General features: G+C 63.5%; 28 protein-coding genes. 14 read left to right on the plus strand and 14 right to left on the minus strand.

The annotated features are described in order from the left end of the window. Positions 1–5: 5 nt before the first annotated feature. Positions 6–1,448 carry an amidase gene (locus AC1RL8_RS20520; RefSeq protein ID WP_492686352.1) on the minus strand — a complete coding sequence of 481 codons (1,443 nt, stop codon included), beginning with the start codon at positions 1,446–1,448 and terminating at the stop codon, positions 6–8. 61 nt (positions 1,449–1,509) lie between these two features. Here AC1RL8_RS20520 and AC1RL8_RS20525 point away from each other — a divergent pair, with 61 nt between their 5' ends. From AC1RL8_RS20525 to AC1RL8_RS20545, 5 genes are all read left to right on the plus strand, one after another. Beyond that, positions 1,510–2,499 (plus strand): LysR substrate-binding domain-containing protein, encoded by a 990-nt coding sequence (locus AC1RL8_RS20525; RefSeq protein WP_492686351.1) that lies wholly within the window; start codon positions 1,510–1,512, stop codon positions 2,497–2,499. 384 nt (positions 2,500–2,883) lie between these two features. Continuing rightward, positions 2,884–3,783 (plus strand): amino acid ABC transporter substrate-binding protein, encoded by a 900-nt coding sequence (locus tag AC1RL8_RS20530; RefSeq protein ID WP_062471058.1) that lies wholly within the window; start codon positions 2,884–2,886, stop codon positions 3,781–3,783. 96 nt (positions 3,784–3,879) lie between these two features. Further along, positions 3,880–4,611, plus strand: a complete 732-nt coding sequence (locus tag AC1RL8_RS20535; protein ID WP_062471055.1) for an amino acid ABC transporter permease — start codon at positions 3,880–3,882, stop codon at positions 4,609–4,611. A gap of 1 nt (position 4,612) precedes the next feature. After that, positions 4,613–5,302 (plus strand): amino acid ABC transporter permease, encoded by a 690-nt coding sequence (locus AC1RL8_RS20540; protein WP_062471052.1) that lies wholly within the window; start codon positions 4,613–4,615, stop codon positions 5,300–5,302. A gap of 44 nt (positions 5,303–5,346) precedes the next feature. Further along, positions 5,347–6,084: an amino acid ABC transporter ATP-binding protein gene (locus tag AC1RL8_RS20545; protein WP_056576214.1), complete on the plus strand. Its 738-nt coding sequence runs from the start codon at positions 5,347–5,349 to the stop codon at positions 6,082–6,084. Positions 6,085–6,157: 73 nt separating this feature from the next. Here AC1RL8_RS20545 and AC1RL8_RS20550 read toward each other — a convergent pair whose 3' ends face one another. Genes AC1RL8_RS20550 through AC1RL8_RS20565 form a run of 4 tightly spaced genes read right to left on the minus strand, consistent with a single transcriptional unit; the run spans position 6,158 to position 10,103 of the window. After that, positions 6,158–7,096 (minus strand): nucleoside hydrolase, encoded by a 939-nt coding sequence (locus AC1RL8_RS20550; RefSeq protein WP_492686350.1) that lies wholly within the window; start codon positions 7,094–7,096, stop codon positions 6,158–6,160. A 46-nt stretch (positions 7,097–7,142) separates the two neighbouring features. Next, positions 7,143–8,180 carry a DctP family TRAP transporter solute-binding subunit gene (locus tag AC1RL8_RS20555; protein WP_062471046.1) on the minus strand — a complete coding sequence of 346 codons (1,038 nt, stop codon included), beginning with the start codon at positions 8,178–8,180 and terminating at the stop codon, positions 7,143–7,145. Positions 8,181–8,220: 40 nt separating this feature from the next. Further along, positions 8,221–9,519: a TRAP transporter large permease gene (locus AC1RL8_RS20560; protein ID WP_307635951.1), complete on the minus strand. Its 1,299-nt coding sequence runs from the start codon at positions 9,517–9,519 to the stop codon at positions 8,221–8,223. Next, positions 9,516–10,103: a TRAP transporter small permease gene (locus AC1RL8_RS20565; RefSeq protein WP_095743548.1), complete on the minus strand. Its 588-nt coding sequence runs from the start codon at positions 10,101–10,103 to the stop codon at positions 9,516–9,518. Before AC1RL8_RS20565 ends, AC1RL8_RS20560 begins: the two co-directional genes overlap by 4 nt. Positions 10,104–10,593: 490 nt before the next feature. Here AC1RL8_RS20565 and AC1RL8_RS20570 point away from each other — a divergent pair, with 490 nt between their 5' ends. The 5 genes from AC1RL8_RS20570 (at position 10,594) to AC1RL8_RS20590 (ending at position 13,831) form a co-directional block, all read left to right on the plus strand. Further along, complete coding sequence (locus tag AC1RL8_RS20570; protein WP_159278624.1) at positions 10,594–10,740, plus strand: hypothetical protein; 147 nt, start codon at positions 10,594–10,596, stop codon at positions 10,738–10,740. Positions 10,741–11,609: 869 nt separating this feature from the next. Further along, entirely contained in the window at positions 11,610–12,185 is a 576-nt protein-coding gene (locus tag AC1RL8_RS20575; protein ID WP_492686349.1) for an imm11 family protein, read from the plus strand. Positions 12,186–12,389: 204 nt separating this feature from the next. Beyond that, positions 12,390–12,833 (plus strand): hypothetical protein, encoded by a 444-nt coding sequence (locus AC1RL8_RS20580; RefSeq protein ID WP_159278622.1) that lies wholly within the window; start codon positions 12,390–12,392, stop codon positions 12,831–12,833. Between the two features lie 43 nt (positions 12,834–12,876). Beyond that, the gene (locus AC1RL8_RS20585; protein ID WP_307693916.1) at positions 12,877–13,200 is read left to right on the plus strand and encodes a hypothetical protein; all 324 of its coding nucleotides are present in this window, start codon (positions 12,877–12,879) and stop codon (positions 13,198–13,200) included. Positions 13,201–13,348: 148 nt separating this feature from the next. Beyond that, positions 13,349–13,831: a GreA/GreB family elongation factor gene (locus AC1RL8_RS20590; protein WP_159278620.1), complete on the plus strand. Its 483-nt coding sequence runs from the start codon at positions 13,349–13,351 to the stop codon at positions 13,829–13,831. Between the two features lie 77 nt (positions 13,832–13,908). Here the strand turns inward: AC1RL8_RS20590 and AC1RL8_RS20595 are convergent, their stop codons facing one another. Continuing rightward, complete coding sequence (locus AC1RL8_RS20595; RefSeq protein WP_492686348.1) at positions 13,909–15,375, minus strand: aminotransferase-like domain-containing protein; 1,467 nt, start codon at positions 15,373–15,375, stop codon at positions 13,909–13,911. A 347-nt stretch (positions 15,376–15,722) separates the two neighbouring features. Between AC1RL8_RS20595 and AC1RL8_RS20600 the strand changes: the two genes are divergently transcribed. Then, positions 15,723–15,959: a hypothetical protein gene (locus AC1RL8_RS20600; RefSeq protein WP_062471033.1), complete on the plus strand. Its 237-nt coding sequence runs from the start codon at positions 15,723–15,725 to the stop codon at positions 15,957–15,959. A 281-nt stretch (positions 15,960–16,240) separates the two neighbouring features. Here the strand turns inward: AC1RL8_RS20600 and AC1RL8_RS20605 are convergent, their stop codons facing one another. Continuing rightward, entirely contained in the window at positions 16,241–16,612 is a 372-nt protein-coding gene (locus tag AC1RL8_RS20605) for a hypothetical protein (protein ID WP_492686347.1), read from the minus strand. A gap of 377 nt (positions 16,613–16,989) precedes the next feature. On the opposite strand from AC1RL8_RS20605, the gene AC1RL8_RS20610 reads away from it, so the two are divergent. Further along, positions 16,990–17,265: a glyoxalase superfamily protein gene (locus AC1RL8_RS20610; RefSeq protein ID WP_492686346.1), complete on the plus strand. Its 276-nt coding sequence runs from the start codon at positions 16,990–16,992 to the stop codon at positions 17,263–17,265. Positions 17,266–17,312: 47 nt separating this feature from the next. Then, complete coding sequence (locus tag AC1RL8_RS20615) at positions 17,313–17,567, plus strand: hypothetical protein (protein WP_492686345.1); 255 nt, start codon at positions 17,313–17,315, stop codon at positions 17,565–17,567. A 406-nt stretch (positions 17,568–17,973) separates the two neighbouring features. Here AC1RL8_RS20615 and AC1RL8_RS20620 read toward each other — a convergent pair whose 3' ends face one another. Further along, positions 17,974–18,762, minus strand: a complete 789-nt coding sequence (locus tag AC1RL8_RS20620; protein ID WP_492686344.1) for an alpha/beta hydrolase — start codon at positions 18,760–18,762, stop codon at positions 17,974–17,976. Positions 18,763–19,221: 459 nt separating this feature from the next. Between AC1RL8_RS20620 and AC1RL8_RS20625 the strand changes: the two genes are divergently transcribed. After that, positions 19,222–19,785 carry a metal-independent carbonic anhydrase family protein gene (locus AC1RL8_RS20625; protein ID WP_139701440.1) on the plus strand — a complete coding sequence of 188 codons (564 nt, stop codon included), beginning with the start codon at positions 19,222–19,224 and terminating at the stop codon, positions 19,783–19,785. A 285-nt stretch (positions 19,786–20,070) separates the two neighbouring features. Here AC1RL8_RS20625 and AC1RL8_RS20630 read toward each other — a convergent pair whose 3' ends face one another. The 6 genes from AC1RL8_RS20630 to AC1RL8_RS20655 form a co-directional block, all read right to left on the minus strand. Continuing rightward, a complete protein-coding gene (locus AC1RL8_RS20630; RefSeq protein WP_093058073.1) occupies positions 20,071–20,580 on the minus strand; it encodes a DUF1993 domain-containing protein in 510 nt (169 codons plus the stop codon). A 217-nt stretch (positions 20,581–20,797) separates the two neighbouring features. After that, on the minus strand, positions 20,798–21,067 hold the full coding sequence (locus AC1RL8_RS20635) for a hypothetical protein (protein WP_492686343.1): 270 nt from the start codon (positions 21,065–21,067) through the stop codon (positions 20,798–20,800). Positions 21,068–21,451: 384 nt separating this feature from the next. Further along, positions 21,452–22,423, minus strand: a complete 972-nt coding sequence (locus AC1RL8_RS20640; protein WP_095747425.1) for an NAD(P)H-dependent flavin oxidoreductase — start codon at positions 22,421–22,423, stop codon at positions 21,452–21,454. Positions 22,424–22,435: 12 nt separating this feature from the next. Then, positions 22,436–23,368 carry an electron transfer flavoprotein subunit alpha/FixB family protein gene (locus AC1RL8_RS20645; protein ID WP_062470989.1) on the minus strand — a complete coding sequence of 311 codons (933 nt, stop codon included), beginning with the start codon at positions 23,366–23,368 and terminating at the stop codon, positions 22,436–22,438. Between the two features lie 13 nt (positions 23,369–23,381). Continuing rightward, positions 23,382–24,131 (minus strand): electron transfer flavoprotein subunit beta/FixA family protein, encoded by a 750-nt coding sequence (locus AC1RL8_RS20650; RefSeq protein WP_095743555.1) that lies wholly within the window; start codon positions 24,129–24,131, stop codon positions 23,382–23,384. A gap of 37 nt (positions 24,132–24,168) precedes the next feature. Further along, positions 24,169–25,167 carry a Bug family tripartite tricarboxylate transporter substrate binding protein gene (locus AC1RL8_RS20655; protein ID WP_492686342.1) on the minus strand — a complete coding sequence of 333 codons (999 nt, stop codon included), beginning with the start codon at positions 25,165–25,167 and terminating at the stop codon, positions 24,169–24,171. Positions 25,168–25,182 lie beyond the last annotated feature (15 nt).

The raw sequence follows: 25,182 nt of genomic DNA on the forward strand, positions 1-25,182 counted from the left end.
TTCGATCAGGACAGGGCCGGCGGGCGCCGCGCCGCCCAGCCGCAGGCCTGGTCGTAGGCATGGCCCAGCCGCAGCACGTCGAGGTCCGCATGGATCGGCCCGGCCAGCTGCAGGCCCATCGGCAGCCCGCCGTCGCCGAAGCCCGCGCGCACATTGAGCGTGGGCAGGCCCGCCAGCGTGAAGGGCGTGACGATCTCCATCCAGCGGTGGTAGGTGTCGCTCTTCACGCCGTTCACCTCGGCCGGCCAGTGCAGCTCGGCGTCGAACGGGAACACCTGCGCGGTCGGCGCGACCACGAAGTCGAAGCGCTCGAAGAGCTTCAGGAACGCGCGGTACACGTTCGAGCGGTAGTGCGAGGCCTGGTACAGAGAGGCGGCGTCCAGGTGCCGGCTCTGCTCGATCTCCCATTGCGCCTCGGGCTTGAGCTGGGCGAACAACTTCGGGTCGCTCAGGTAGGCGCCGAGCTTGCCGCCCACCAGCAGTTGGCGCAGACGCAGCCAGGCGCTCCAGTTGTGCTCGCGCGGCACGTCGAGCGTGCAGGGCTCGACTTCGCAGCCGATGGTGCGGAAGGTGTCGAGCGCTTGCTCGCCGAGTTCGCGCACGCCCGGCGCCAGCGGCAGTTCGGGCCAGAGGCTGCCGAGCCAGCCGATGCGCAGGCCGCGGCCGTCGCCGTCCAGCTGCAGGTCGTCGGGCGAGGGCAGGGCGTGCGGCGACGACAGCGGCACGCGCGTGTCGAAACCCGCTTGCACGGCCAGCAGCCGGGCCGTGTCTTCCACGGTGCGGCCCATCGGGCCCTCGCAGCCCAGCTGCTGGAAGAAGAGTTCCTGCTCCGGGTCGCCGGGCACGCGGCCGCGCGAGGGGCGCAGGCCGATCACGTTGTTGAAGGCGGCGGGGTTGCGCAGCGATCCCATCATGTCGCTGCCGTCGGCCACGGGCAGCATGCCCAGGGCCAGCGCCACGGCCGCGCCGCCGCTGCTGCCGCCCGCGCTGCGATCGGGCGCGTAGGCGTTGCGCGTGATGCCGAACACCGTGTTGTAGGTGTGCGAGCCGAGCCCGAACTCGGGCGTGTTGGTCTTGCCGATGACCACGGCGCCGGCCGCGCGCATGCGCGCCACATGCAGGCTGTCGGTGCGCGCGGGCGAGCGCGGCGACAGCGGCGAGCCCATCGAGGTCGGCAGGCCGGCGGCGTGGCTCAGGTCTTTCACGGCCAGCGGAAAGCCGTGCATCCAGCCGCGCCGTTCGCCGCGCGCCAGCTCGGCGTCGCGCTCGTCGGCCTCGGCCAGCAGCTGCGCCGCATCGCGCAGGGAGACGATGGCGTTGAACCGCGGGTTGAGCGCGTCGATGCGGGCGAGCGCGGCCTGCATCACCTCGCGGCAGGACACGTCGCGGGCCGCGATCTTGCGCGAAAGTTCGGTGGCGCTGAGGTCAGGCAGGTCGTCGAAAGGCATGGCGCATGCGGGAAAAGGAGGGGGCGCCCAGTATGGCGCGGCGCTCGCATAATCGCCGCGTATGGAAACAAAGTGGCTCGAAGACTTCATCAGCTTGGCGGAAACCCGCAGCTTCAGCCGCTCGGCCCAGTTGAGGCACGTGACGCAGCCGGCGTTCTCGCGGCGCATCCAGGCGCTCGAGGGATGGGCCGGCACCGACCTGGTCGACCGCAGCTCCTACCCCACGCGCCTCACGCCCGCGGGCCAGACGCTCTACAGCCAGGCCATCGAGATGCTGCAGTCGCTGCAGAGCACGCGCGCCATGCTGCGCGGCCACTCGGCCGCCGGCCAGGATGTGATCGAGATCGCCGTGCCGCACACGCTGGCCTTCACCTTCTTTCCGTCGTGGGTCACCAGCCTGCGCGAGCACTTCGGGCCGATCAAGAGCCGGCTCATCGCGCTCAACGTGCATGACGCGGTGCTGCGGCTGGTCGAGGGCAGCTGCGACCTGCTGATCGCCTACCACCACCCCTCGCAGCCGCTGCAGCTCGATGCCAACAAGTACGAGATGGTCAGCCTGGGTGAGGAAACCGTCGCCCCCTGGGTCAAGGCCGATGCCGAGGGCGCGCCGCGCTACCGGCTGCCGGGCCGCCCGGGCCAGCCGCTGCCCTACCTGGGCTATGCGCCGGGCGCCTACCTCGGGCGCGTGGTCGACCAGTTGCTGAAAGAGTCGGGCACCGCCATCCACCTCGACCGCGTCTACGAGACCGACATGGCCGAAGGCCTGAAGGTGATGGCGCTCGAAGGCCACGGCATCGCCTTCCTGCCGCAAAGCGCGGTGCGCAAGGAGATCAAGGCGCGCAAGCTGGTGAGTGCGCTGCCGCCCGAGATCGACAGCCTCGAGGCCAAGATGGAAATCCGCGCCTACCGCGAGCGCCCCAGCGCGCCGGTTCCGGTGAAGGGCGGCACCGGCCGCTCGGCGGCCCGGGCCGGGCTGTCCGAAAGCCTGCAGCCCAAGCGCACGGCCGACGCCCTGTGGTCCTACCTGGTCGGAACCCAGCCGCCGCAGTGAACGGGCGAGTGTGAATGGTTGTGGATTTGTGCGCTGCACAATCTATAAGCACCACGCATACGACCCCCCGCAATCAGCATTGGCGGCCCGGCCACGGCGCCACTACAGTCGCGGCAGTTTTTTTCGGCCGTTGCACGCCGGGGATCGCCGGTCGCTGCTTGCGCCACGCGCAGCCGCCCGAATTCCGGGCACAAAGGCTGCTTAGTGAAAGTCGGACAATGCGAAATGTCTGGATTGCACCAGGCTGGCGCCCCGATGGGCGCGGCCGGTGCGAGGCGGGCGGCGATGCCCGTGGAATGCACCGGGTTGGTCCGGGTATCCCGCAAAATGCGAGTGTCTAGAATTTCGTTCTATTTGTTTCAGTCACCCTCAGGAGCTTTTCGTATGAAAAAACAAGTATTGGCATTGGCTGTCGCAGCGCTCGCCACCAGCGGCGCCTTTGCACAGGCCAATGACACCCTGGCCAAGATCAAGGCCTCGGGCACCATCACCGAAGGCGTGCGTGAGTCCTCCGGCCTTTCGTACACGCTCGGCAATGGCCAGTACACCGGCTTCCATTACGACGTCTGCGCCAACATCATCAAGGACCTGGAGAAGGCCGCCGGCAAGAAGCTCGAAGTCAAGTACCAGCCCGTGACTTCGCAGAACCGCATCCCCCTGGTGCAGAACGGCACCGTGGACATCGAGTGCGGCTCCACCACCAACAACGCCACCCGCCAGAAGGACGTGGCTTTCGGCGTGACCACCTACGTCGAAGAAACCAAGATCGTCGTCAAGGCCAACTCGGGCATCAACTCGCTGGCCGACCTGAAGGACAAGACGGTCGCCACCACCACCGGCACCACGCCGCTGCAGACCGTGCGCAAGCAAAAGCGCGCCGAGAACCTGACCTTCAAGGAGGTCTACGGCAAGGACCACTCCGACAGCTTCCTGCTGCTGGAAACCGGCCGTGCCGACGCCTTCGTGATGGACGGCTCGATCCTGGCTGCCCTGGCCGCCAAGTCGAAGTCGCCCAAGGACTACAAGATCCTGAACGACGTGCTGGCCGTGGAACCCATCGCCATCATGATCCGCAAGGACGACCCCGCCTTCAAGAAGGCCGTGGACGACAGCATCAAGGCACAAGCCAAGTCGGGCGAACTCGCCAAGCTGTATGACAAGTGGTTCCTCAAGCCGATTCCCCCGGCCAATGTGACCATCAACCTGCCGCTGGGCGAAGCCACCAAGAACGCGTGGGCCAACCCGAACGACAAGCCGGCCGAAGAGTACGTCACCAAGGAATAAGCGCGCGTCGCTGCGTGAATGGACGCCCACCTTTCGCGGTGGGCGTTTCTTTTCAAGGGACGGTTTTTCGAAAAGAAGCTGAAGGAGTAAACACACATGGGAAACTGGGATTGGCAGGTCTTCCTGCAAGACCCCGGGGGGGAATATCCGAGCTACCTGCAATGGATGCTCTCGGCCTGGGGCTGGACGGTGTCGGTTGCGCTGCTGGCGCTGATCGTCGCGCTGGTGCTGGGCTCGCTGATCGGCATCATCCGCACGCTGCCCGACAGTCCGTGGCTCGTGCGCTTCGGCAATGCATGGGTGGAGCTCTTTCGCAACATTCCGCTGCTGGTGCAGATCTTCCTCTGGTACCACGTGATTCCGGCGCTCATCCCCGTGATGAAGGGCGTGCCGAGCTTCATCCTCGTGGTGCTGGCACTGGGCTTTTTCACCTCGGCGCGTATCGCCGAGCAGGTGCGCTCCGGCATCCAGGCGCTGCCCAAGGGCCAGCGCTATGCGGGCATGGCGGTGGGCTTCACCACGCCGCAGTACTACCGCTACGTGATCCTGCCGATGGCGTATCGCATCATCATCCCGCCGCTCACGAGCGAGACGATGAACATCTTCAAGAACTCGTCCGTCGCGTTCGCCGTGTCGGTCACCGAACTCACCATGTTCGCCATGCAGGCGCAGGAAGAAACCTCGCGCGGCATCGAGGTCTACCTGGCGGTGACGGCGTGCTACGTGGTGTCGGCCCTGGCCATCAACCGGCTCATGGCGTTCATCGAGAAGAAGACCCGCGTGCCGGGCTTCATCGTCTCGGCCAGCGCTGGCGGCGGAGGACACTGACATGATGAATCTCGACCTGTCCTTCTACAACTGGGACGTCATCAGCAACTTCGTCATCAAGGGCTTCTACTTCAGCATCATGCTGACGGTGGTGGCCACCATTGGTGGCGTGATCTTCGGCACGATCCTGGCGCTCATGCGCCTGTCGGGCAAGAAGTGGCTCGATGCGCCCGCGGCCCTGTACGTCAACGGCATGCGAAGCATCCCGCTGGTGATGGTGATCCTGTGGTTCTTCCTGCTCGTGCCGGCGTCGTTCTATTCGATGTTCGGTTCGCTCGGCTCGAACTACCGCTCCGAAATTTCGGCGGTGATCACCTTCGTGGCGTTCGAGGCGGCCTACTTCAGCGAGATCATGCGCGCGGGCATCCAGTCGATCCCGCGCGGCCAGGTGAACGCGGGCCAGGCGGTGGGCATGACCTACGGCCAGAACATGCGTCTCGTGGTGCTGCCGCAGGCCTTCCGCAACATGCTGCCGGTGCTGCTCACGCAGACCATCATCCTGTTCCAGGACACCTCGCTGGTCTACGCCATCGGTGCCTACGACATGCTCAAGGGCTTCGAGACGGCCGGCAAGAACTTCGGCCGTCCGATCGAGGCCTACCTGCTGGCGGCGGTCGTGTACTTCGCCATGTGCTACGCCCTTTCCTGGCTGGTGAAGCGCCTGCACAAGAAAATCGCCATCATTCGCTGATTGAGTGGCTGAACTGAACCGGAGAGAAACAAATGGCCGAAAAAATGATTGAAATCAAGAACGTCTCCAAGTGGTACGGCCCGGTGCAGGTGCTCAACGACTGCTCGGTGAACATCTCCAAGGGCGACGTGGTGGTGGTGTGCGGCCCGTCGGGTTCCGGCAAGTCCACGCTCATCAAGACCGTGAACGCGCTCGAGCCCTTCCAGAAGGGCGAGATCACCGTCAACGGCATTCCGCTGCACGACCCCAAGACCAACCTGCCCAAGCTGCGCTCCAAGGTCGGCATGGTGTTTCAGCACTTCGAGCTGTTCCCGCACCTGTCGGTGACCGAGAACCTCACGATCGCGCAGATCAAGGTGCTGGGCCGCACGCCCGACGAAGCCAAGACCCGCGGCCTGAAGATGCTCGACCGCGTGGGCCTGATGGCGCACAAGGACAAGTTCCCGGGCCAGCTGTCGGGCGGCCAGCAGCAGCGCGTGGCGATCGCCCGTGCGCTGTCGATGGACCCGATCGTGATGCTGTTCGACGAACCCACCTCGGCGCTCGACCCCGAGATGGTCGGCGAGGTGCTCGACGTGATGGTGAGCCTGGCCAAGGAAGGCATGACCATGATGGTGGTCACGCACGAAATGGCCTTCGCCCGCAAGGTCGCGAGCCGCGTGATCTTCATCGACGTGGGCGGCAAGATCCTCGAAGACTGCCCGAAGGACGAGTTCTTCAATCATCCGGAGAACCGTCAGCCGCGCACCAAGGACTTCCTGAACAAGATCCTGCAGCACTGATTCGCTGCAGCGCCCCAAGCAAAAAGCCACGCTGTTCGCAGCGTGGCTTTTTTCATGGGACTTGCCCTGAGCCTCAGGGCAGCCGCGCGATGTGCTCCGTCAGCAGGTCGAAGAAGCCCTGCGCATCGCCGTCGACGACCCACTGCACGTTGGCGGGCCGCTTCAGGCTGCCGTGCCAGTCGGCCACGGTCTGGCCGAAGCCCATGCCTTCGCGGCTGTCGATCTCGACGTGGATGCGGCGGCCCTGGAACAGGTCGGGCCGCAGCAGGTAGGCCGTGACGGTGGCGTCGTGCACCGGGCCGCCCGGCATGCCGTAGTGGGCCATCTCCTGCGGCGCGTAGGCGTCGAGGATGTCGGCGACGATCGCGCCAGCGCGGTTGCCCAGCTGGCGCAGCCGCGCGATGCGCGCGTCGCTCGTGAGGATCTTGTGCGTCACGTCCAGCGGCAGCATGGTGATCGGCACGCCGCTCTTGAGCACCGCCTCGGCCGCATGCGGGTCGGCGAACACGTTGAACTCCGCCACCGGCGTGATGTTGCCGCCGTTGAAATGCGCGCCGGCCATGAGCACCAGCTCGCGCAGGCCGCGCACGATGTCGGGCGCCTGTGCGAGCGCGAGTGCGAGGTTGGTCTGCGGGCCGAGCATGGCGAGTGTCACGCTGTGCTCGGGCGCTGCGCGCAGCGTACGGACAAGGTAATCGACCGCATGGCCTGCGGCCAGCGGCACGGCGGGCTCGTGCACGGCCACGCCGGTGAGGCCTTCGCGGCCGTGGATGTTGGCGGCGTAGATGGGTGTGCGCTGCAGGGGCCGCTCGGCGCCCGCATAGACCGGAAGCTCCGGCCGTCCGGCCCATTCGCAGGCCAGGCGCGCGTTGCGCGAGGTCTTGGCCAGGGGAACATTGCCCGCCACCGTGGTCAGCGCCTGAATCGCCAGCGATTCGGGCGCCGCCAGGGCGAACAGCAGTGCGATCACGTCGTCCGCGCCGGGGTCCGTGTCGATGATCAGGGTGTGCATGGCGACATTGTCATGCCGCCCCCGATCCACGGCGATGCGCGGCGGCTTACTTCGCGCGCGCGGCGATGGCCTTCTCGGCCTTGGCCACCAGGTCGACGCCGACGGTCGACTTCCACTTGTCGTACACCGGGCGCGTGGCCTTCACGAAGGCGTCGCGCTCGGCCGGCGTGAGGTTGGTCACCGTCACGCCCATGGCTGCGATGTCCTTCAGCACGGGTTTGTCGGCTTCGACCAGGCCCTTGCGCGCGATGGCGATTTCCTGCTTGCCGGCGTCGAGCGCGGCCTGGCGCACGATGGCCTGGTCGGCCGGCGTCCACGAGGCCCAGATTTCCTTGTTCACGACGAACACCAGCGGGTCGGCCACGTAGCCCCAGGTGGTGACGAACTTCTGGCCCACCGTGTGCATCTTGAGCACGGTGAACAGGAACAGCGGGTTCTCCTGGCCGTCGACCGCGCCGCTGGCGAGCGCGGGCTGCGCGTCGGCCCAGCTCATCTGCGTGGGGTTGGCGCCCAGCGCGGTGAGCATGTCGGAGTAGATGGGCGAGCCCACCACGCGGATCTTCATGCCCTTGATGTCGGCCGGCGACTTGATCGGCTTCTTCGAGTTGGTGATTTCGCGGAAGCCGTTCTCGCCCCAGGCGAGCGGCACCACGCCGGCCTTGTCGAGCGTCTTGAACATGTCCTTGCCCACTTCGCCTTGCGTGAGCGCGTCGATGGCCGCGTAGTCGGGCATCAGGAAGGGCATGGAGAACAGGTTGAGCTGCTTCACTTGCGGCGACCAGTTGATGGTCGAGCCCACGGCCATGTCGATCACGCCCTGGCGCAGCGCGCTGAACTCGCGCGTCTGGTCGCCCTGGATCAGCGACACGCCCGGGTACAGCTTGATGTTGATGCGGCCCTGGGTGCGCTCCTTCACGAGATCGGCCCAGATCTTGCCGGCCTGGCCCCACGGCGTGGGCGGGCCCAGCACCAGCGACATCTTGTACTCGGGCTTGTAGGTGGCCTGCGCCATCGCGCCGGTCGAGAACAGGCCGAGCGTGGCGGCGACGGCGGCAAGGCCCAGCAGGGTGCGGCGGAATTTCATGAGAGAGGTCTCCTCTTTGACTGTCGATGGATCGAAAAAATCAGTAGCCCAGCTTGCGCGGCAGCCAGAGCGCGAGTTCGGGGAAGGCGATCACCAGCACCATCACCACGAACATCGAGAACAGCATCCAGCCCACCCACTGCACGGTTTCTTCCATGCGCACCTTGGCGATGCGGCACGAGACCATGAGGTTGACGGCCAGCGGCGGCGTGAACTGGCCCAGCGCGACCTTCAGCGTGAGGATCACGCCGAACCACACCGGGTCCCACTTGTAGTGCTGCACGATGGGCAGCAACAGCGGCACGAAGATCAGGAAGATCGACACGCCGTCCAGGAACATGCCCACGGTGATCAGCAGCAGGATCAGCAGTGCCAGGATGCCGTACTCGCCCAGCCCCGAATTCACGATGGCGCGCGTGACCGGATCGATGACGCCCAGCGTGGAAAGCGAGTACGCGAAGATGCCCGCCAGCGACACCACCAGCAGGATCACCGCCGACAGCTCGCCCGACTCGCGCAAGATCACGAACAGGTCGCGCACCTTGATCGTCCGGTGGATGCACATGCCCACGAACAGGCCGTAGAACACGGCGACCACGGCCGCTTCGGTCGGCGTGAACCAGCCCGCGCGCATGCCGCCCAGAATCAGCACCGGCGCCGCCAGGCCCCAGATCGCTTCGCGAAAGCTCTTCCAGAACGGCGGGCGCGGCAGCGTCGATTCGAGCGCGCCCATCTTGTGCTTGCGCGCCAGCCACACGGCCGGAATCATCAGCGCCAGGCCGGCCATCACGCCGGGGATCATGCCGGCCGCGAACAGCGCCGGCACCGAGGCGCCGGGCACCAGCACCGAGTACACGATGAACGCGACCGACGGCGGAATCAGGATGTCGGTGGCCGCCGCGGCACCCACCACGCTGGCCGAGTAGGCGGCCGGATAGCCGGCGCGGCTCATGGCCGCGATCATCACCGCGCCCACGGCGGCGGCGTTGGCCGGGCCCGAGCCCGAGATGCCGCCCAGGAACATCGCCACCGCAATCGCCACCAGCGGCAGCATGCCGGGGCCGCGGCCCACGATGGCGATGGCAAAGTTGACCAGGCGCAGCGCCACGCCCGAGCGGTCGAAGATGGAGCCCACCAGCACGAACATCGGAATCGCCAGCAGCGGGTACTTGCCCAGGCCGGCGTAGAAGTTCTGCGGCACGGCCAGCAGGCCGAACCACTGGGCGTCGGCGTTGGCCAGCGCGATGCAGGCGGCGCCCGCCAGGCCGAGCGCGGCGCCGATGGGCACGCCCACCAGCATCATGAGCACGAAGGCGACGAAGAGCAGGGTGGCGATCACTTGGCATCGCCCTTCTTGCTGCTGCTGTTGTCGTCAGACTTGTAGTTGGTCTTGCGGCCACGGCGGACCATCAGGCCGATGGCGCGCCCCGCGATCGCGAACGACACGATGGGCAGCCAGATCGAATACCACCAGGCCGGCAGGCCGATGCCGGGCGTGGTTTCCTCGAAGCGGTAGTCGTCCCAGACCATGCGGATGCTGAGCGCGCCGATCAGCGCGAACAGGATGGCGATCATCAGCGCGCCGAACTGGGCCAGGCGCTTGCGCCGCGCCATGGAGCCGCTTTCCGAGAAGTACTCGATGCGGATGTGCCGGTCGCGCGCCACCGCGGCCGAGCCCGCCACCAGCGCCAGCATGATCATGAGGAACACCGAGAACTCCTCCGTCCACGCGAAGGACGAGTCGGTGAAGTAGCGCACGATGACGTTGGCAAACGTGATGAGCGCCAGCGCGCCCATGATGAGGACCGTGAGCCAGTCTTCAATGGCGAGGGGAACCTTGGTGGGTTCGTCGGCGGCTTCGATGTCGGGGGGGAGGGGACTGGCGGCGTCCAGTGTGGGGCCGGACTCGGGAGGAGTTGTCATCGCAGGAAAGGGCAGCTGAGGCAGGCGCCAGGTCACCGGGCGGACGCCGGGACGCGATCCGTACACCTTGACAGGCGAGCAGCGCTCGATGCTAGGGGGTCAATGATCATTCATATATCGGGGGTTTCCTTAGCTGTGGCGGTGTGTTGACGGCCTTGGTCGGGGGCCTTCAGGGTGCGTGCACAGGACACCGGGTACTCCCCTCCGCGAATGTCCCCCGGCCTGCGGCCTCCTCCTTGATTTCGCTGCGGGGAGTACCCGATGCCCTGCGCACGATGAGTGCGGTTGTGGGGTTGGTGGTTCGACCGCTGCGGTGGATTGCAGATGGATGTGCGGGGCGTACCACTGAGCTTTCGTGAGCGACAGGCACTGGCGAAGCAGAAGCCCGAAGGGCTGGTGCCGGATGCGGTCGACATGGACAGGGCTGCGTTCAATTTCGAATCACGCTGATCAGGCCCACCTTGCCCTAACAGTGCGAACAGAAGACCAAATGGTCCTCGCCTGTGCTGGCGTGCGCATCATGGACTGCGACGATGGCCCCGATAGCATCGAGGTGAACGTCTTGGGCATTTCCTACCCGGCCTATGAGACGTTGTTTTCCGAGCACGTCGCAGCCTATGAGCGACAGTGGAGCTGATCACGTCGGCTTTCCGCTGCGAACTCGGTCACGACGGCAGCGCGACTGGCTGCAGTCGGCCAAAACCAGTCGCTCAACCTTGTGGCACGATTCATCAAATGAACTGCCGGATTTGTGGTCGTGAGCTCGGTCGAGAGGATGACCCGCTGTCCTTGGATTGCGGCGGGGACTGTTGGGGCTGCATCGGTGAAATCGAGGCGGAGATGGGTTCGGAATCGTCCCTCGCACGGATTCGCGAGGAAGCGGCCCAAGGTTTCCGGCCAAGCTGGAAGGCCCCGGCTGAGCAGCCGCCGTCGGCCAGAAGCTGACTTTCCGAGAAGCCTTACAGAAGCGAAGCTGCGGCGACTCCAATCTCAGGAATCAGTGGGACATTGCAATGGATCGTGTAACCGCCCTCAATTTCTTGAAGACCCTCACTCGGACGGAACTGGCTTTGCTCGTCGCGGAAGCGGCCGAAAAGTGGACGGTCGGAGATTTAGCGGATGGGCGCTCAGTCGTTCGACTTGCGGAGTGCTTTGTCTACAGGGCCGTTGGCGAACAGCGCGCTGAACCAGCCTTCCTGGCTTTGGTCGCCTATCCGGCAGAATCAGAACACTACACAGGTCACGATTGGGTTGAACAAGGTGGCTCGTGCTCCACATGCGGCGTGGACGTTTATTGTTCAGAAAAAGTGGCCATTTGCCCGGTTTTCGGTGGAGAAGTGCTTTGCACATGAGTGGGTCATGATCCCTCTCATCAAGAATTGAGGGGCTGCTTCCAAGGAGGACTTCGAGCCCCGCCGCGATGGAGTCGCGACCGGCTAGAGCCGGCCATAACCTGACGTTCGCGTACACCGGCAGATTCAGAGCCAAACGTGGCGCTACCGACGCATGACCAAGCTACTCGACATCGACCTGCGCAGCACCGTTCCAGGGCCTGAAGCGCGCCCACATCAAGCAGATCTGAATCGGCTGTTTGACGATCCTGGATATGGCCTGTGCCGAGGGCAATCGCAAGCATCACTTTGGGGGCGCGTCCGAGTGTCCCTGGTTGATGACCGTGAAAGCCCGCCAGGGCTGACAGACTTCATGCGCACCGTTCCGTTCTACATCGTGTCTCGACGGTTCGTTGACGTGCTGCAGCGGCACGACTGCAAATGCGAATACCTGCCACTAGAAGCCACATACAAGCGCAAGGAATTACCTGGTGAGTTCTGCGCCCTCAACGTCCTCAAGATCCAGAAGTCCGCAGCGGACCTCGATCGCTCGGTGTTCGATAAGCGGCACTTTGAGTTTGGGTTGATGGAGGATGTGGAGAAACTGGTGCTCAAGGACGACCCCTTGGCGGGCGCACCGTTGGCATATCTGCGGGAGATACTTCAGATCGCGGTAAGCGACGACTTAGCAAAGGATCTCGCTCAGCTTACTGGTGTGCGGCTCGTCGATCCGCAGGCATTCACCAGCTAACCCATAGTCAAAGAGGCGGCTGCAACGACCGCTTTGGAGGGCAGCGCACAGCCACTTTGGGCCCGTTCAGGAACACGGCGCGACCGGCTACAGTCGGCCAGAAGCAGGCGGCCGCTGCGGCAGCTAAATTTGGCCAAAACGCTTATCCATTCAATGTCCAAAGACCACCATGACGGTCTTTCATCACGAAGGTAGGAACCAACCATGGGAATGCTCACCGACTTCTTTGTCGCGTCTGATGAGGATGCAGGCGCATATGAAAGTCGCCTTCTTGCGGACGATGAATCTTCTGAAGATGACCTGCGCTCGTTAGAGCGGGTTGAGCACAAAGGTCTTACCGGAATTGAACTCGGGGCTCTTTGGGCTCTTCTAGCCGATAAGAAATTTTCTTATCCAGAGTTCGGTTTGCAAGTAGGTCCTATGACCGAAGAAAGTGAAGGCATTCTGGAGGCGTTTCCTTCTGACTTCACACGTCGATTGGCGCAGCTTCCCCAGGGTTCAATACCCGGTCTTAGCGCGGGCTGGGCAGATGTCGACGGTGTGCCTCATGAAGCTGATGAGCTGGTGCCGATTCTGCAAGACCTCACACGCTTGGCACAAGCGGCGCAAAGCACTGGGAAATCGCTCTACATCTGGTACTCAATCTGAACGCCGGAATCATCTGGCGCTATCGGTCAGAACCGGACACCTAATGAACCTTGAAGAATACTTTGCCGAGTTCAATGCGGCGGTTAATGTGGACGCAGGTTCTGGCATCACAGTGCATGTCGCAGCTGAAGTCGCCGCAGGTCATGCGATAGGACTTACCGTCGCGCAGATGCATGCTTTCCTTGCTCGACGTACTCAGATAACGAGCGTTGCCGTCGCCCTGAAGAGCCACTTTCTATCTCCAGAGCAGATTGCCAGGATGGATTTGGCACGAGCTGAAGGTGCGGTCGAGCCCAAGGAAGTAATTCTGAGAGCCTTCACGCCGGAGGAGGTACGCCCGGACCTCCTGGCCAAAATCTCCGCATAAGAAACAAGGTCTGCTTCGGAGAAGAGTGAACTTCGGCTTAGGGCCCATTGCTGAAGTCAACCTGCAGCCCACAGAAGCGTCGAAGGCTTCTGGAGCCCTTCATAATCAAAATCTGCCCCCCGCTTGTTTGAGATACCGATCTTTCGTCATGGATAAATTCTTGCTGCAACAGCAGGTGCTGGAACGGCTCGCCGAAGACCTGCTGCAAGTCGAACAGGCAGTGCGGGCAGCCCATGAAACGGCGACTCATGAAGAGAACATCGCCGAAAACAAATACGACACATTGGGACTCGAAGCCGCCTACCTGGCCACCGGCCAAGCTCGGCGCGCCGAAGCCATACGCCAGGCGATGGCCAATTGGCGCCAATTCCGCCCGCGTCCCTACGACGCCAGCATAGGAATACGGCTCGGCGCGTTGGTCTGCCTGGTCGATTCCGACGACAAGCAGCAACAGCTCTTTCTCGGCCCGGATGGAGGCAGCATGACGTTGGTCAGCGGCACTCAGCTTGTTCAGGTCATCAGCAGCGAAGCCCCTTTGGGTCGGGCAATGCTGGGCAAATGCGAGGGTGATGAGGTGTCGATACAGGTCGCTCCAATCCGACAGCAGTTTGAGGTGCTGCGGGTTCTTTAAGCCGCGACTGGACAGAAGCGGCACGCGACGTTGAGAGTCAGTCGAAGTCGGCGGACCTCGACCTGCATGGACGCGAGCTAGGGTCTCGACGAACGTTCCTCGAAGATGGGCCCCGATTTTCCAGTTGTAGATTTCAGCTGCGCGTTGGCGAGATCTCCAAGACTCCTGATAGCCCCTTCCAAGCGCGGGTCGCCGAGATACCCGTAGTTGATGCGCAGGTGCCGGGTGTATCGGCGGTCGGCTGAAAACAAATGGCCCGGCGCTACGCCTATGCCGAGCCGAAGAGCGTCCTGGTGCAGTGCGAGCGAGTCGACACCTTCTGGCAGCGCGAGCCACAGGAAATAGCCACCCTCGGGGCGCGTGACCCGCGTTCCAGTCGGAAAGTATCGATCGATAAATCGCAAGCATGCAGCCTGCTGGCGGCTGAGCGAATGCCGCAGGGCGCGCAGGTGACGATCGAAACTCTTGTGTTGCAGGTACTCCTGCAACGCCAGCTGCGAGGGGAGTGCCGTCGCCAGCGAGCTCATCAACTTGTTGCGACCCAAAGTGGCTGCAAAGCGACCGCCCGCTACCCAACCGATGCGATATCCGGGGGCCAGGGATTTCGAGAAAGAACTGCAGTGCAGCACCCAGCCATCCCGGTCCCAGGCCTTGGCTGGTGGCGGTCTCCGAGCCCCATGCGCGAGCTCGCCGTACACGTCGTCTTCGATCAGCGGTATGGCGCGGGCGGCGAGCATGCTGACCAGTTGCTCTTTGGCTGCGTCGCTCATGGTGCAGCCCATTGGATTCTGGAAGGTCGGCATGAACCAGCAGGCCTTCACCGGATGCTGGTCGATCACGCGAGCAAGAGAGTCGAGATCTACGCCTGTTCGCGGGTGGGTCTCTACCTCGACCGCGCGAAGACCGCGCCGCTCCAGTGCCTGCAACGCACCATAAAAGGTTGGCGTTTCGATCGCCACGAGGTCGCCTGGCTGCGTCACCGATTCGAGCGCAAGATTGAGTGCTTCCATCGCCCCGCTGGTGATGACCAGTTCAGACGCAGGAACATCCATCCCGATGCTGCCGTAACGCAGGGAGATCTGATGGCGTAGTAAGGCGTTTCCTGGCGACAAATCCTCGACGGTCTGCCACGGATCCATCCGCTTGAGCGCTCGCGTCAGGCCGGCGGCAAGTTGCTCGAAGGGAAACAGCTCTGGCGACGGAAAGGCCGAGCCGAGCGGGACCATATCGCGCTCGCGAGCCTGCGCAAGGACCTGAAAGACAAGCGACGAGACGTCGACCGACATGGACCGCAGGACAGGCTCGCTGGCGGCGAGTTCGTTGGCCGGCATTTCCGCGCCCGCTCGAACGAAGTACCCCGACCGCTGCCGCGCTTCGACAAGCCCTTGCGCCTCCAGCAGGTAATAAGCAGAGAACACGGTGGACGCACTGATGCCCATTTGCGACGTCAGTTCGCGCACGGAGGGAAGGCGATCGTTCGCCTTCAGGCTACCCGCGCGAATACGCTGAGCGATGTTGTCGGCAAGCTTCTCGTAGCGGTTCATGGGCATCTCTTTCTGATACGGTCGTTCTGGACCGCTCCAGAGATTGTCATATCAGACGTCGGCGTGCCCCGGAGCGACCACCGGCTTCCTTGCATCTGATATGGAAATTTCCAGATGATCTGGTTCTGTACGTATCAGCCTGGAAGATGAACACTCGACAGCACGATGAGAGTGCTTCTGTGGTGCAGGCAGACTGCTCCGCCTTTCGACGCGTCTTGCGGACGCCCATTTAGCTGACCGTTACCGTTTCGTTAGATTGATTGATTGACCGTTTCTTCATTGGTCTATTGAGCTAATCGCCGCACTCGAGCACTTCGCCGTCTTTCACCATTGATATCCCTTCAATCATGAATTCAATCCCTATCTCTTTTGTTATCTTCAAGGTTCTCGTGCTCAGCGTGGGCATGTATTTAGCCGTCAAGTGGCATTACGAACGGGGACAGAAGGACAAGAATCAGAAGACAGCTGCAGTGGTACTGACATCCATCAAGGTGGGCGGGGCGTTCGTCGCTTCTGCGTTCCTCGTGCTCTTCCTCACCTTTGAATTTTGCAATTGGATGGGTCTGGACCTGGCCATGCAGTGATTGGAAGTTTTCGGTCGATAGCCCGGATACGGTGCGACTGACGGCACGACCCTTTCAGAGACGGACATCGACACGATGGCGCGGTATTTGGCTGGCATGCCGACATGCGAGGCGAGCTCGCCGATGGCAAAGTTCTCGCCCAGAATTCATGTCAAGTGATCGCCCGGCTGCATAGTCTCTGCTCCTGCGCCAACCTGCGTTAGTGCCAGGCATCAGGCCAGCTACCTTCTTGCCAGCAGCCTTGAGGCGGCGCCGGAACTCGATCTGGCAATCTTCGATTTTCATATTCGATGAGCCCGCCGAGTGGCTGCTTGTGGTCGCAACGAGCCCTGGTCATCGACCTCAACAATCTGAGGCCCCAATCGACTGAGCTCGTTCCGCTGACTCTCGGTGAAGGTGCGTCGCGCGAGCACAAGCGACTGCAACCCGGTGATGCCTGCCAATGCCGCGATGGTCGCTATGGAGAGCCGCGAGGCGTCGAGCGCAATTTGCTGGATGCCTCGCAGACCGCAAAGCGGAATGACTTTATCGTCCGCCAAAGATACATCCATAAGAGTGACCGCAAAGACCTCCGCGTCCCACACGTAGCCGCCACCGACGGCTTCCACGCCGTCGAGAATCGACTGATTGGCTTGGCTTTCTTCAGGCGTCATTTTCGGTTCACTGTATTGAAGGCGGCGGGAAGCAGGCGCGCCCCGTCTGGAAAGCTGAGAGGCGCCGACGAACTTCCGCTCTTGGCCGACTGTGGCCGGTCGCCTTGCCATCGCAAAGGGCGCTGCTCTCGACAATTTCGCGCGATCATGAAAGCTGGAGCTGGAATGGATTGACACACACCCGAGGCAATGGAAAAGGCCCATTTAGGATGTGTGAATCCCCGTCCCACCATCAAAAATTCCTACGGATTTCGACTGGGGCCCAGTGTCGATTCATGTACTTCATTGTGAAGATGGGCCCTTCGATAATCCGGAGACGGACAACGTGCGTCTGATGAGTTCGCGCACATGAGATTAACTAAATAGAAACAACGCTTGTGGAGCAACATCGCTTTGGGCCTATGCTGCCACCGTACCTCCAGGTTTCGCGCGAAGGCCGTGTGCAGCACTTGGCCGAACACAGCGGCACCTGCCGCGGTGCAGTCCTGCGCATTGCATGCAACGGAATCGATGGCTTTCATGCCGGGATGGCAGCCAAGCAGTACGGCCACGCGTGTCCTGGCATCGAGGACACGGGGTGGGGCACGCGTGAGGTGACAGTTCGGCATTCCTTCGGGAGTCGGTTGACGTTTGCCAACGCAGTGAGCACGTGACGGGCCGTCCGAATGCCCCGAACCGCCGACGGCCGTGGCTACAGTCGATGGCAGCCCTCGCCGTCGCGACCTTGATCGGCTGGGGGTGCCTTATTGGAGCGATCGAAGTGGTGGAAAGCGTGCGCACCGGGGTGCTCAACAACCGCAAAGGACCTGACATCCTTGCCGTCGAGCAGCCTGTCCTTTACTGGGCCCTGATCAGCTTCTACGCGGCGGCAACCCTGACCGCCGCCGGCTTGGCGCTTTTGGTGATGACCATTGCCGTGCGCGATCTGATCAGTGCAAGAGGCCTTGAGCGATGAATGCGTCGTCTACGCGCTTGGCGACCTGCGTGCGCGTTGCCGAGGTGTAAAAGTGGCGCGATCTTTCCTATGCCGACTGGAGCGCGAGATTCCGGCTTGAAGATGGCCCGCGGACCTCGAAGGGTCGAGGTGGCGACGCCGAATGACTGCTTCTGTCCGAAGCCGGGCTTCCGCTGATTCACAGAAAGATGGTGTGAGGCTGCAGTTTCACTCCTTCTTGCATACGCACTCACAAAGAGTTGACGACTTGTCCGTTCGCTGCAATTTGTCAGTGCGCCGAGAGCAGATATTTCATGCCCTGCGTAAAGCCACGCGGCGCGACGGTGAGATGGTCCTCGTCGTTCAGGACCGCTGACTTCAGCTTCAAGCCTGGGTACTTTCTGTTCTGTAGCACCGTCTCCAGCGCCTAGTTGTCGGCAACCATGTCTACCGTCTGGTTGTAGCGCCGAACACCTTTGCGCAGCGCCTCATAGGCGCCGACATAAAGATAGACATTCGCCGTCAGGTCCCGATTCTGTTTGGCGTAGCTCGCTTCGAGCTTCAAGGCATGTCGCTTGTCGTACCAGAGAGATGGGCTGCCGAGGATATAGCCGTTGAACAAGCCGGGCTCGGTGAAAAGGATCTGCATCCCAAGCAGGGCGCCGTAGGAGTGGCCGAGAAACATTGCTCTGGCCGGGTCGGCCCGGTAGCGAGCGGCGATGAACGGCTTTACCTGGTTGCGCAGATATTCTTGATAGGCGCGCGCCTGACCGTGGACCGCATTAGCAGGCGCGGTGCTTGGGCCGTTCGGTGTCGGTGTGTAGTCGCGCTGGCGGCTGAACGCCCCGTCCTCGCCCTTTGCGTAAGACAGGCCGACGAGGATGAATTCCTCGATCCGAGGCCCTTCAACGTTCAGGCGGCGCCCCAACTGCCGGACGATCGGGAAAGCGTAGTCGGCGTCAGTCACATACAGCACGGGGTAGCGCTGCCGGGGCTGCTTCGCATAGGACGGCGGCAAAGCAACGAAGACTTGGTAGCCGCGGCCTGAAACCGGATCGGGCACGTCCCATACCTCGCTGTCGACAATCTCGTAAGGCCGCCCCTCGCCGGGCTGCACCTTGGGCGTCGTTTGGGCCTGGGCGCGTACCGGATCGCCAGAGATGCCGAAGCTGGCGATGAGGGCAGCCAGCAAGGCATTCAGAAAACGTTGTTGCATGTGATGAGGTCTTCGCAGATCGGGGGAAATTCTGGTGCAGACCGAGAGGATGGCTTTCGTTCGACACCTGTCCCATGTTGAGTGTCTGCTTGTGACCGAATCGTTCCGGCGCAAAAAAACGGACGATTGTTGGCCCCTGGTGACCTTAGGGTGTTCGCGAACTGGGCGGCGTGAGCGAAGGTCCGGTTCTGGCCGATAGCACTCATTCGCGCGAGGCCAGAAGATGTCGGCAACCGCTGCATACCCGTCCTTCGTGTGCGCCCACTTCAGACTGTTGCGAGACAGGCCTGCACGCCTGGCTATCTCGCGAATGCACAACCATTCATTTCATTTGCATCTTTTACTCAGAGCAAATCAGCCGGCGCATCATGCCTTGTGCATGTCGTATGGATGCACTTTGGGTCTCGGCTCGACCCACCCGGCCGCTCCGGTATCCAACTACTTCAATTGGAGACCCAAATGAAAAAATTCATTCCCAGCGCCATCGCCAGCCTCCTGATCGCAGGGGCAATCTTGCCGGCCGCCGCCAAGGAGAAAGTCGTCGACCGGAGCATCACGGAAGCGGAAGTCCTGGGGGCCCAGCAGGCCTGGTGCAAGGCGCTGGTCGACATCAGCGCTGCGAATTCCAGCGGAGGGCAGCCGGCCGCCAGGGCGCTGGCCGAGAAGGTCATCGACAGCGCCTACGCCTACCAGTTGGGTGCAGTGCTGTTCAAGCCGACGCTCACGACATCGCCGCAGACCTTTCGCACCGCTCGCGACGGCGCGCTGGCGTACTTCGTGGGCGGCAACCCTGCCTTTCCCAACGACACCGGCTTCGCCCTGAAGGGCTGGACCAAATGCGAGATTGCCAACAGTGCCGTGCTCATCCACGGCGACGTGGCCAGCACGCTGGGTAACGTGCTCTTCACTGACCCGGACGGCAAGGTCACCACGGTCGACAAGACCTGGACTTTCGTGAAGGACGGTGCCGGCAAGCTGCGCATCGTCGTGCATCACTCGTCGCTGCCGTACGCTGGCCGTTGAACACCGTGTTCGAGCGCCGGCAGGCCCAGGCTCTAGGGCGGCGCCTTCAAGGGGCCTTCATCGGATGATGAAGGCCCCTCGGAGGACCGTCATTGGTGGCTCAAAGGCGCGAATCGGTGGCAGCACGCCGTCGTGGCGCTCGACCTGCACCGTAGTGCGTTGCCCCGCGCAACCCTGCGCCAGCGATGAGGTGCCGATGTCGCGCGTCAACACATTGGGGTTGCCGTGCACGCTTGCACTTCGAGCGGCAGTGGCCAGAGTGGCTGAACGCCTGTCTGTCTTGGGTCAGTAGGCACCCATGTAGTCGCGCTTGCCGATCTCCATACCGTTGTGGCGCAAGATGGCATAGGTGGTGGTCACGTGGAAGAAAAACTGCGGCAGTCCATAGTGCAGAAGGTATGCGCTTGCGGTCAGCTTCTTTTCCTTGGGGGTGCCGGGGCGCAATACGATCTCGCGGCTCTCGCTGGAATCGAATTGCTCAGGCTTGAAGGAGCCGATATGGGCCAGAGCTTTGGCGATCAACGCTTGCAGGTCGGCGAAGCTGACCTCGGTGTCGGGCCAGGACGGCACCTCGGCACCCGCCAGGCGGGAGGCAATGCCCTTGGAGAAGTCTGCGGCGATCTGTACCTGACGCACCAGCGGAAACATGTCAGGGAACAGCCGCGCCTGCAGCAGCGCATTGGGATCGATATTCCTTTGCGTCGCCTGGTCTTCGGCCTTCTTGAGCACGTCGGACAGGGCGCGCAGCATCTGCTGCATGACGGGAACGGAGGCGTTGTACAGCGGGCTGGTCATGGTGAGTTCACTTCAAAAATTTTGGGCACGATGGCCGGAGTTGGCGTGGCAGAGGCCCTGCCGACCATGCAAGGCTAACAGCACAGGGCGAACTGAATCGCCCCGGTTTTTGTGGCCAGCTTTTCTTCCCGCTGGTGGTCGGAGCAGCCGCGTTGAAGGGCAGTTCACTGGCAAGAAGCGGAGCGCGCCGCGAACCCAGCAGCCCGCAGACCAGCCGCTAACCGCCGGTCTCAAACGCTGTGCGTCGCGCCATCTCGCTCAGTTGAAACAGCTCCCCCGCCTTGCGAGCGAGATCAGCCGCAAGCCAAAGCACGTTGTCCAGCTGTCGAGGCCCGTCACCGCTGCACCAGTCGATCTCTTCCCCGTGGCAGACCCACAGGAGCGCTTCGAGTTGCGAGAGTGTGTTTTCGAGAAGATCCGCCGGGTCTTGGGCGTTGTCTTCGGAAGCTACCGGCGTAGTTGGCCGGGCTATAGTCTTGGTAGCCATTTTTGTGCGTTCCTTCCAAGGCGATTGCACGAACTTGGTTAGACGGCTGGGGTGCTAGTAACACCTCGGCCGTCGCCTTTTGATACCTCGCATCTGCATCGCTGCTTTCGCACCGATGACCTGCCGCGAGGCAAGCAGCCTTCAAACATCTCGATGGTGGTGGGGGTGTGGCGCCTTTCTTCTTCCCTTGGTGGGGTGTCGAGTGACAGGGGCATTCACTCTAGAGAAGAACCCGGCGAAGTGGCCGGTTCATGCGGCACGAAGTCTCGGCGAGCGCCAACAAATGCAGCTTCTGCGATGCGCTGAGCACGGACCTCGTGGGCCCGTGCCGCGCCAGTCCGAAGCGGCTCTGAACGCTCCCGTCGGCGGGAGCGCGGCAGAGCTTCAGTTCATCCAGCTGCGGGCGCGGTCCAGATGCTCACGGCACTCGCGCACCATGCGTTCCAGCAGTTCCGCGCAGGTCGGGATGTCGTCGATCAGCCCGATGCACTGGCCGGCCGAGACCACGCCGTTGTGCACCTCGCCCGACTCCAGCGCCGCGCGGCCGCGCGCACCCGCCACCAGCGGGCGGATGTCCTCGAACTCGCAGCCGCCCGGACGACGTTCGGTGGCCACCACTTCTTCGGAGATCGCGTTGCGGAACACGCGCGCCGTGTTGTGCAGCGTGCGGAACATCAGCTTGGTGTCGCGCTCGGTCGCGGCCACCAGCGCCTGCTTGATGTTGTCGTGGATCGGCGCTTCCTGGGTCACGCAGAAGCGCGTGCCCATGTTGATGCCCTCGGCACCGAGCGCCAGCGCGGCAGCCATGCCGCGGCCGTCGGCGATGCCGCCCGACGCGATGATCGGAATGCGCAGCTTGCGCGCCGCCACCGGCAGCAGCACGAGGCCGGGCACGTCGTCCTCGCCCGGGTGGCCCGCGCATTCGAAGCCGTCCACGGACACCGCGTCGACGCCGTTGCGCTCGGCCGAGAGCGCGTGGCGCACCGAGGTGCACTTGTGGACGATCTTCACGTCGTGGCGCTTCAGGGCCTCGATGAAGTCCTTCGGGCTGTTGCCCGCGGTCTCCACGATCTTCACGCCGCTGTCGATGATGGCCTGCACGTACTCGGCGTACGGCGGCGGCTTCACCGCCGGCAGGATCGTGAGGTTCACGCCGAAGGGCTTGTCGGTCATCGTGCGCGTGCGCGCGATTTCTTGGCGCAGGTCGTCGGGCGTGGGCTGCGTGAGCGCCGTGAGAATGCCCAGGCCGCCGGCGTTCGACACGGCGGCGGCCAGCTCGGCGCGGCCCACCCATTGCATGCCGCCCTGGATGATGGGGTAGCGGATGCCGAGCAGTTCGGTGATGCGGGTCTTCATCGTCGCAGCCGCTTACAGCGTGGTCACGAGTTCCGGCACGGCCGTGAACAGGTCGGCCACGAGGCCGTAGTCGGCTACCGAGAAGATCGGGGCTTCTTCGTCCTTGTTGATCGCGACGATGACCTTCGAGTCCTTCATGCCGGCCAAGTGCTGGATCGCACCCGAGATGCCCGCGGCGATGTACAGCTGCGGCGCGACGATCTTGCCCGTCTGGCCCACTTGCCAGTCGTTCGGGGCGTAGCCCGCGTCGACCGCGGCGCGGCTGGCGCCCAGGCCGGCGTTGAGCTTGTCGGCCAGCGGTGTCATCACTTCGGTGAACTTCTCGGCGCTGCCCAGCGCACGACCACCGGAGACGATGATCTTGGCGGCCGTCAGTTCGGGGCGGTCGCTCTTGGTGACTTCACGGCCCACGAAGGCGCTCTTGCCGCTGTCGGCCACGCCTTCGGCGGTTTCAACGGTGGCGCTGCCACCGGTGGCGGCTGCGGCGTCGAAGCCGGTCGTGCGCACGGTGATCACCTTGGTGGCGTCGGTGCTCTGCACGGTGGCGATGGCGTTGCCGGCGTAGATCGGGCGCTCGAACGTATCCGGGCTGTCGACCTTGGTGATGTCGGAGATCTGCGCCACGTCGAGCTTGGCGGCCACGCGCGGAGCGACGTTCTTGCCGTTGGCGGTCGAGGGGAACAGGATGTGGCTGTAGTTGCCGGCGATCGCGAGCACCTGGGCTGCGACGTTCTCGGCGAGGTTCTCGGCCAGCGAAGCGCTATCTGCAGCGATCACCTTGGACACGCCGGCGATCTGCGCGGCGGCCTTGGCGGCTTCGGCGGCGTTGGCACCGGCCACGAGGATGTGGACGTCGCCACCGCAAGCCAGAGCTGCGGTCACGGTGTTGAGGGTGGCCGGCTTGATGCTGGCGTGGTCGTGTTCGGCAATGACGAGTGCGGTCATGTTCGTTTCTTCCTCAGATCACTTTGGCTTCGTTCTTGAGCTTGTCCACCAGGGTGGCAACGTCGGGCACCTTGATGCCGGCGCCACGCTTCGGGGGCTCGCTGACCTTGAGGGTCTTCAGGCGGGGCTTCACGTCCACGCCCAGGTCTTCCGGCTTGAAGGTGTCCAGCTGCTTCTTCTTGGCCTTCATGATGTTGGGCAAGGTGACGTAGCGCGGCTCGTTCAGGCGCAGGTCGGTCGTGATGACCGCGGGCAGCGTGAGCGTCAGGGTTTCCATGCCGCCGTCGACTTCGCGTGCGACGGTGACCTTGTCGGCTGCCAGATCGACCTTCGAGGCGAAGGTGGCTTGGGGCAGGTCGGCCAAGGCAGCCAGCATCTGGCCCGTTTGATTGGCGTCGTCGTCGATGGCTTGCTTGCCGAGGATGATCAGCTGGGGCTGCTCCTTGTCGACCAGCGCCTTGAGCAGCTTGGCAACCGCGAGAGGCTGCAGCTCTTCGCTCGTCTCGACCAGGATGCCGCGGTCGGCGCCGATGGCCATCGCGGTGCGCAGGGTTTCCTGGCACTTGGCATCGCCGCAGGAGACGGCGATGACTTCGGTCACGATGCCCTTTTCCTTCAGCCGCACCGCCTCTTCGACAGCGATCTCGTCGAAGGGGTTCATGCTCATCTTGACGTTGGCAATGTCCACCCCGGTGCCGTCGCTCTTGACGCGCACCTTCACGTTGTAATCGACGACCCGTTTGACAGGCACCAGAACTTTCATGGCTGCTCCTCTTGAATGACAAAAAATGGGGAAGGGGTTATTCGAGCTTGGCGCCCGACTGCTTGATCAGGCGCTCCCACACGGGGCGCTCCTGCTTCCAGGCCGCGGCAAAGAGTTCGGGCGAGCTGTCCTTGATCTCGAAGCCCATGGCCGCCACGCGCTCGCGCACGTCGGGCTGCTGCGTGGCCTTGCGCACTTCGTCGGCGATGCGGTCCACGATGGCCTTGGGCGTCTTCGCGGGTGCGGCGATGGCGAGCCAGCCGGTCACGCGGTAGGCCTCGTCCTTCAGGCCTTGCTCGGCCAGCGTGGGCGCGTTGGGCAGCGTGCTCATGCGGCGCTCGCCGGTCACGCCGACGGCCTTGAGCTTGCCCGCGTCGATGTGCGGCTTGGCTGCGAGCGCGCTGGCGTAGGCCATCTGGATCTGGCCACCGATCAGGTCTTGCACCATCGGCGCTTCGCCCTTGTAGGCGACGTGGTTCATGTCGGCCTGCTGCGTGAGGCTCATGTGCGCGCCGGCCAGGTGCGGGTAGGCGCCCACGCCGTACGAACCGTAGGCGACCTTGCCCTTGTTCGCGGCCACGTACTTCAGCAGCTCGGGGCCGGTCTTGGCGGGCACGCTGGGGTGCACCACGAGCACCAGCGGCGCCATCGCGATCTGGTAGACCAGCGTGAGGTCGCGCTGCGTGTCGTAGGGCAGCTTCTCGTAGAGGAACTCGTTGGTCATGAGCGAGTTGCTCAGCGACAGCACGATGGTGTAGCCGTCGGGTGCGGCCTTGGCGACCGTGTCGGTGCCGATGATGCCGGCCGCGCCGGGCTTGTTGTCCACCACGATGGGCTGGCCCATGCTGGCCGACATCTTCTGGCCCAGCACGCGCGCCAGCACGTCGGTCGCGCCGCCGGCCTGGAAGGGCACGACGAGGCGGATCGGCTTGTTCGGGTAGGGCGCCTGCGCATGTGCGGGGGCCAATGCGAACAGCGCGGCGGTCGAGGCTGCGGCGCACAGCAGCGCACGGCGGGTCGAGGGTTGATGGGTCATGGTTTGTCTCCCGTT

This window comes from Variovorax sp. GW822-FHT04E09, from assembly GCF_058800845.1.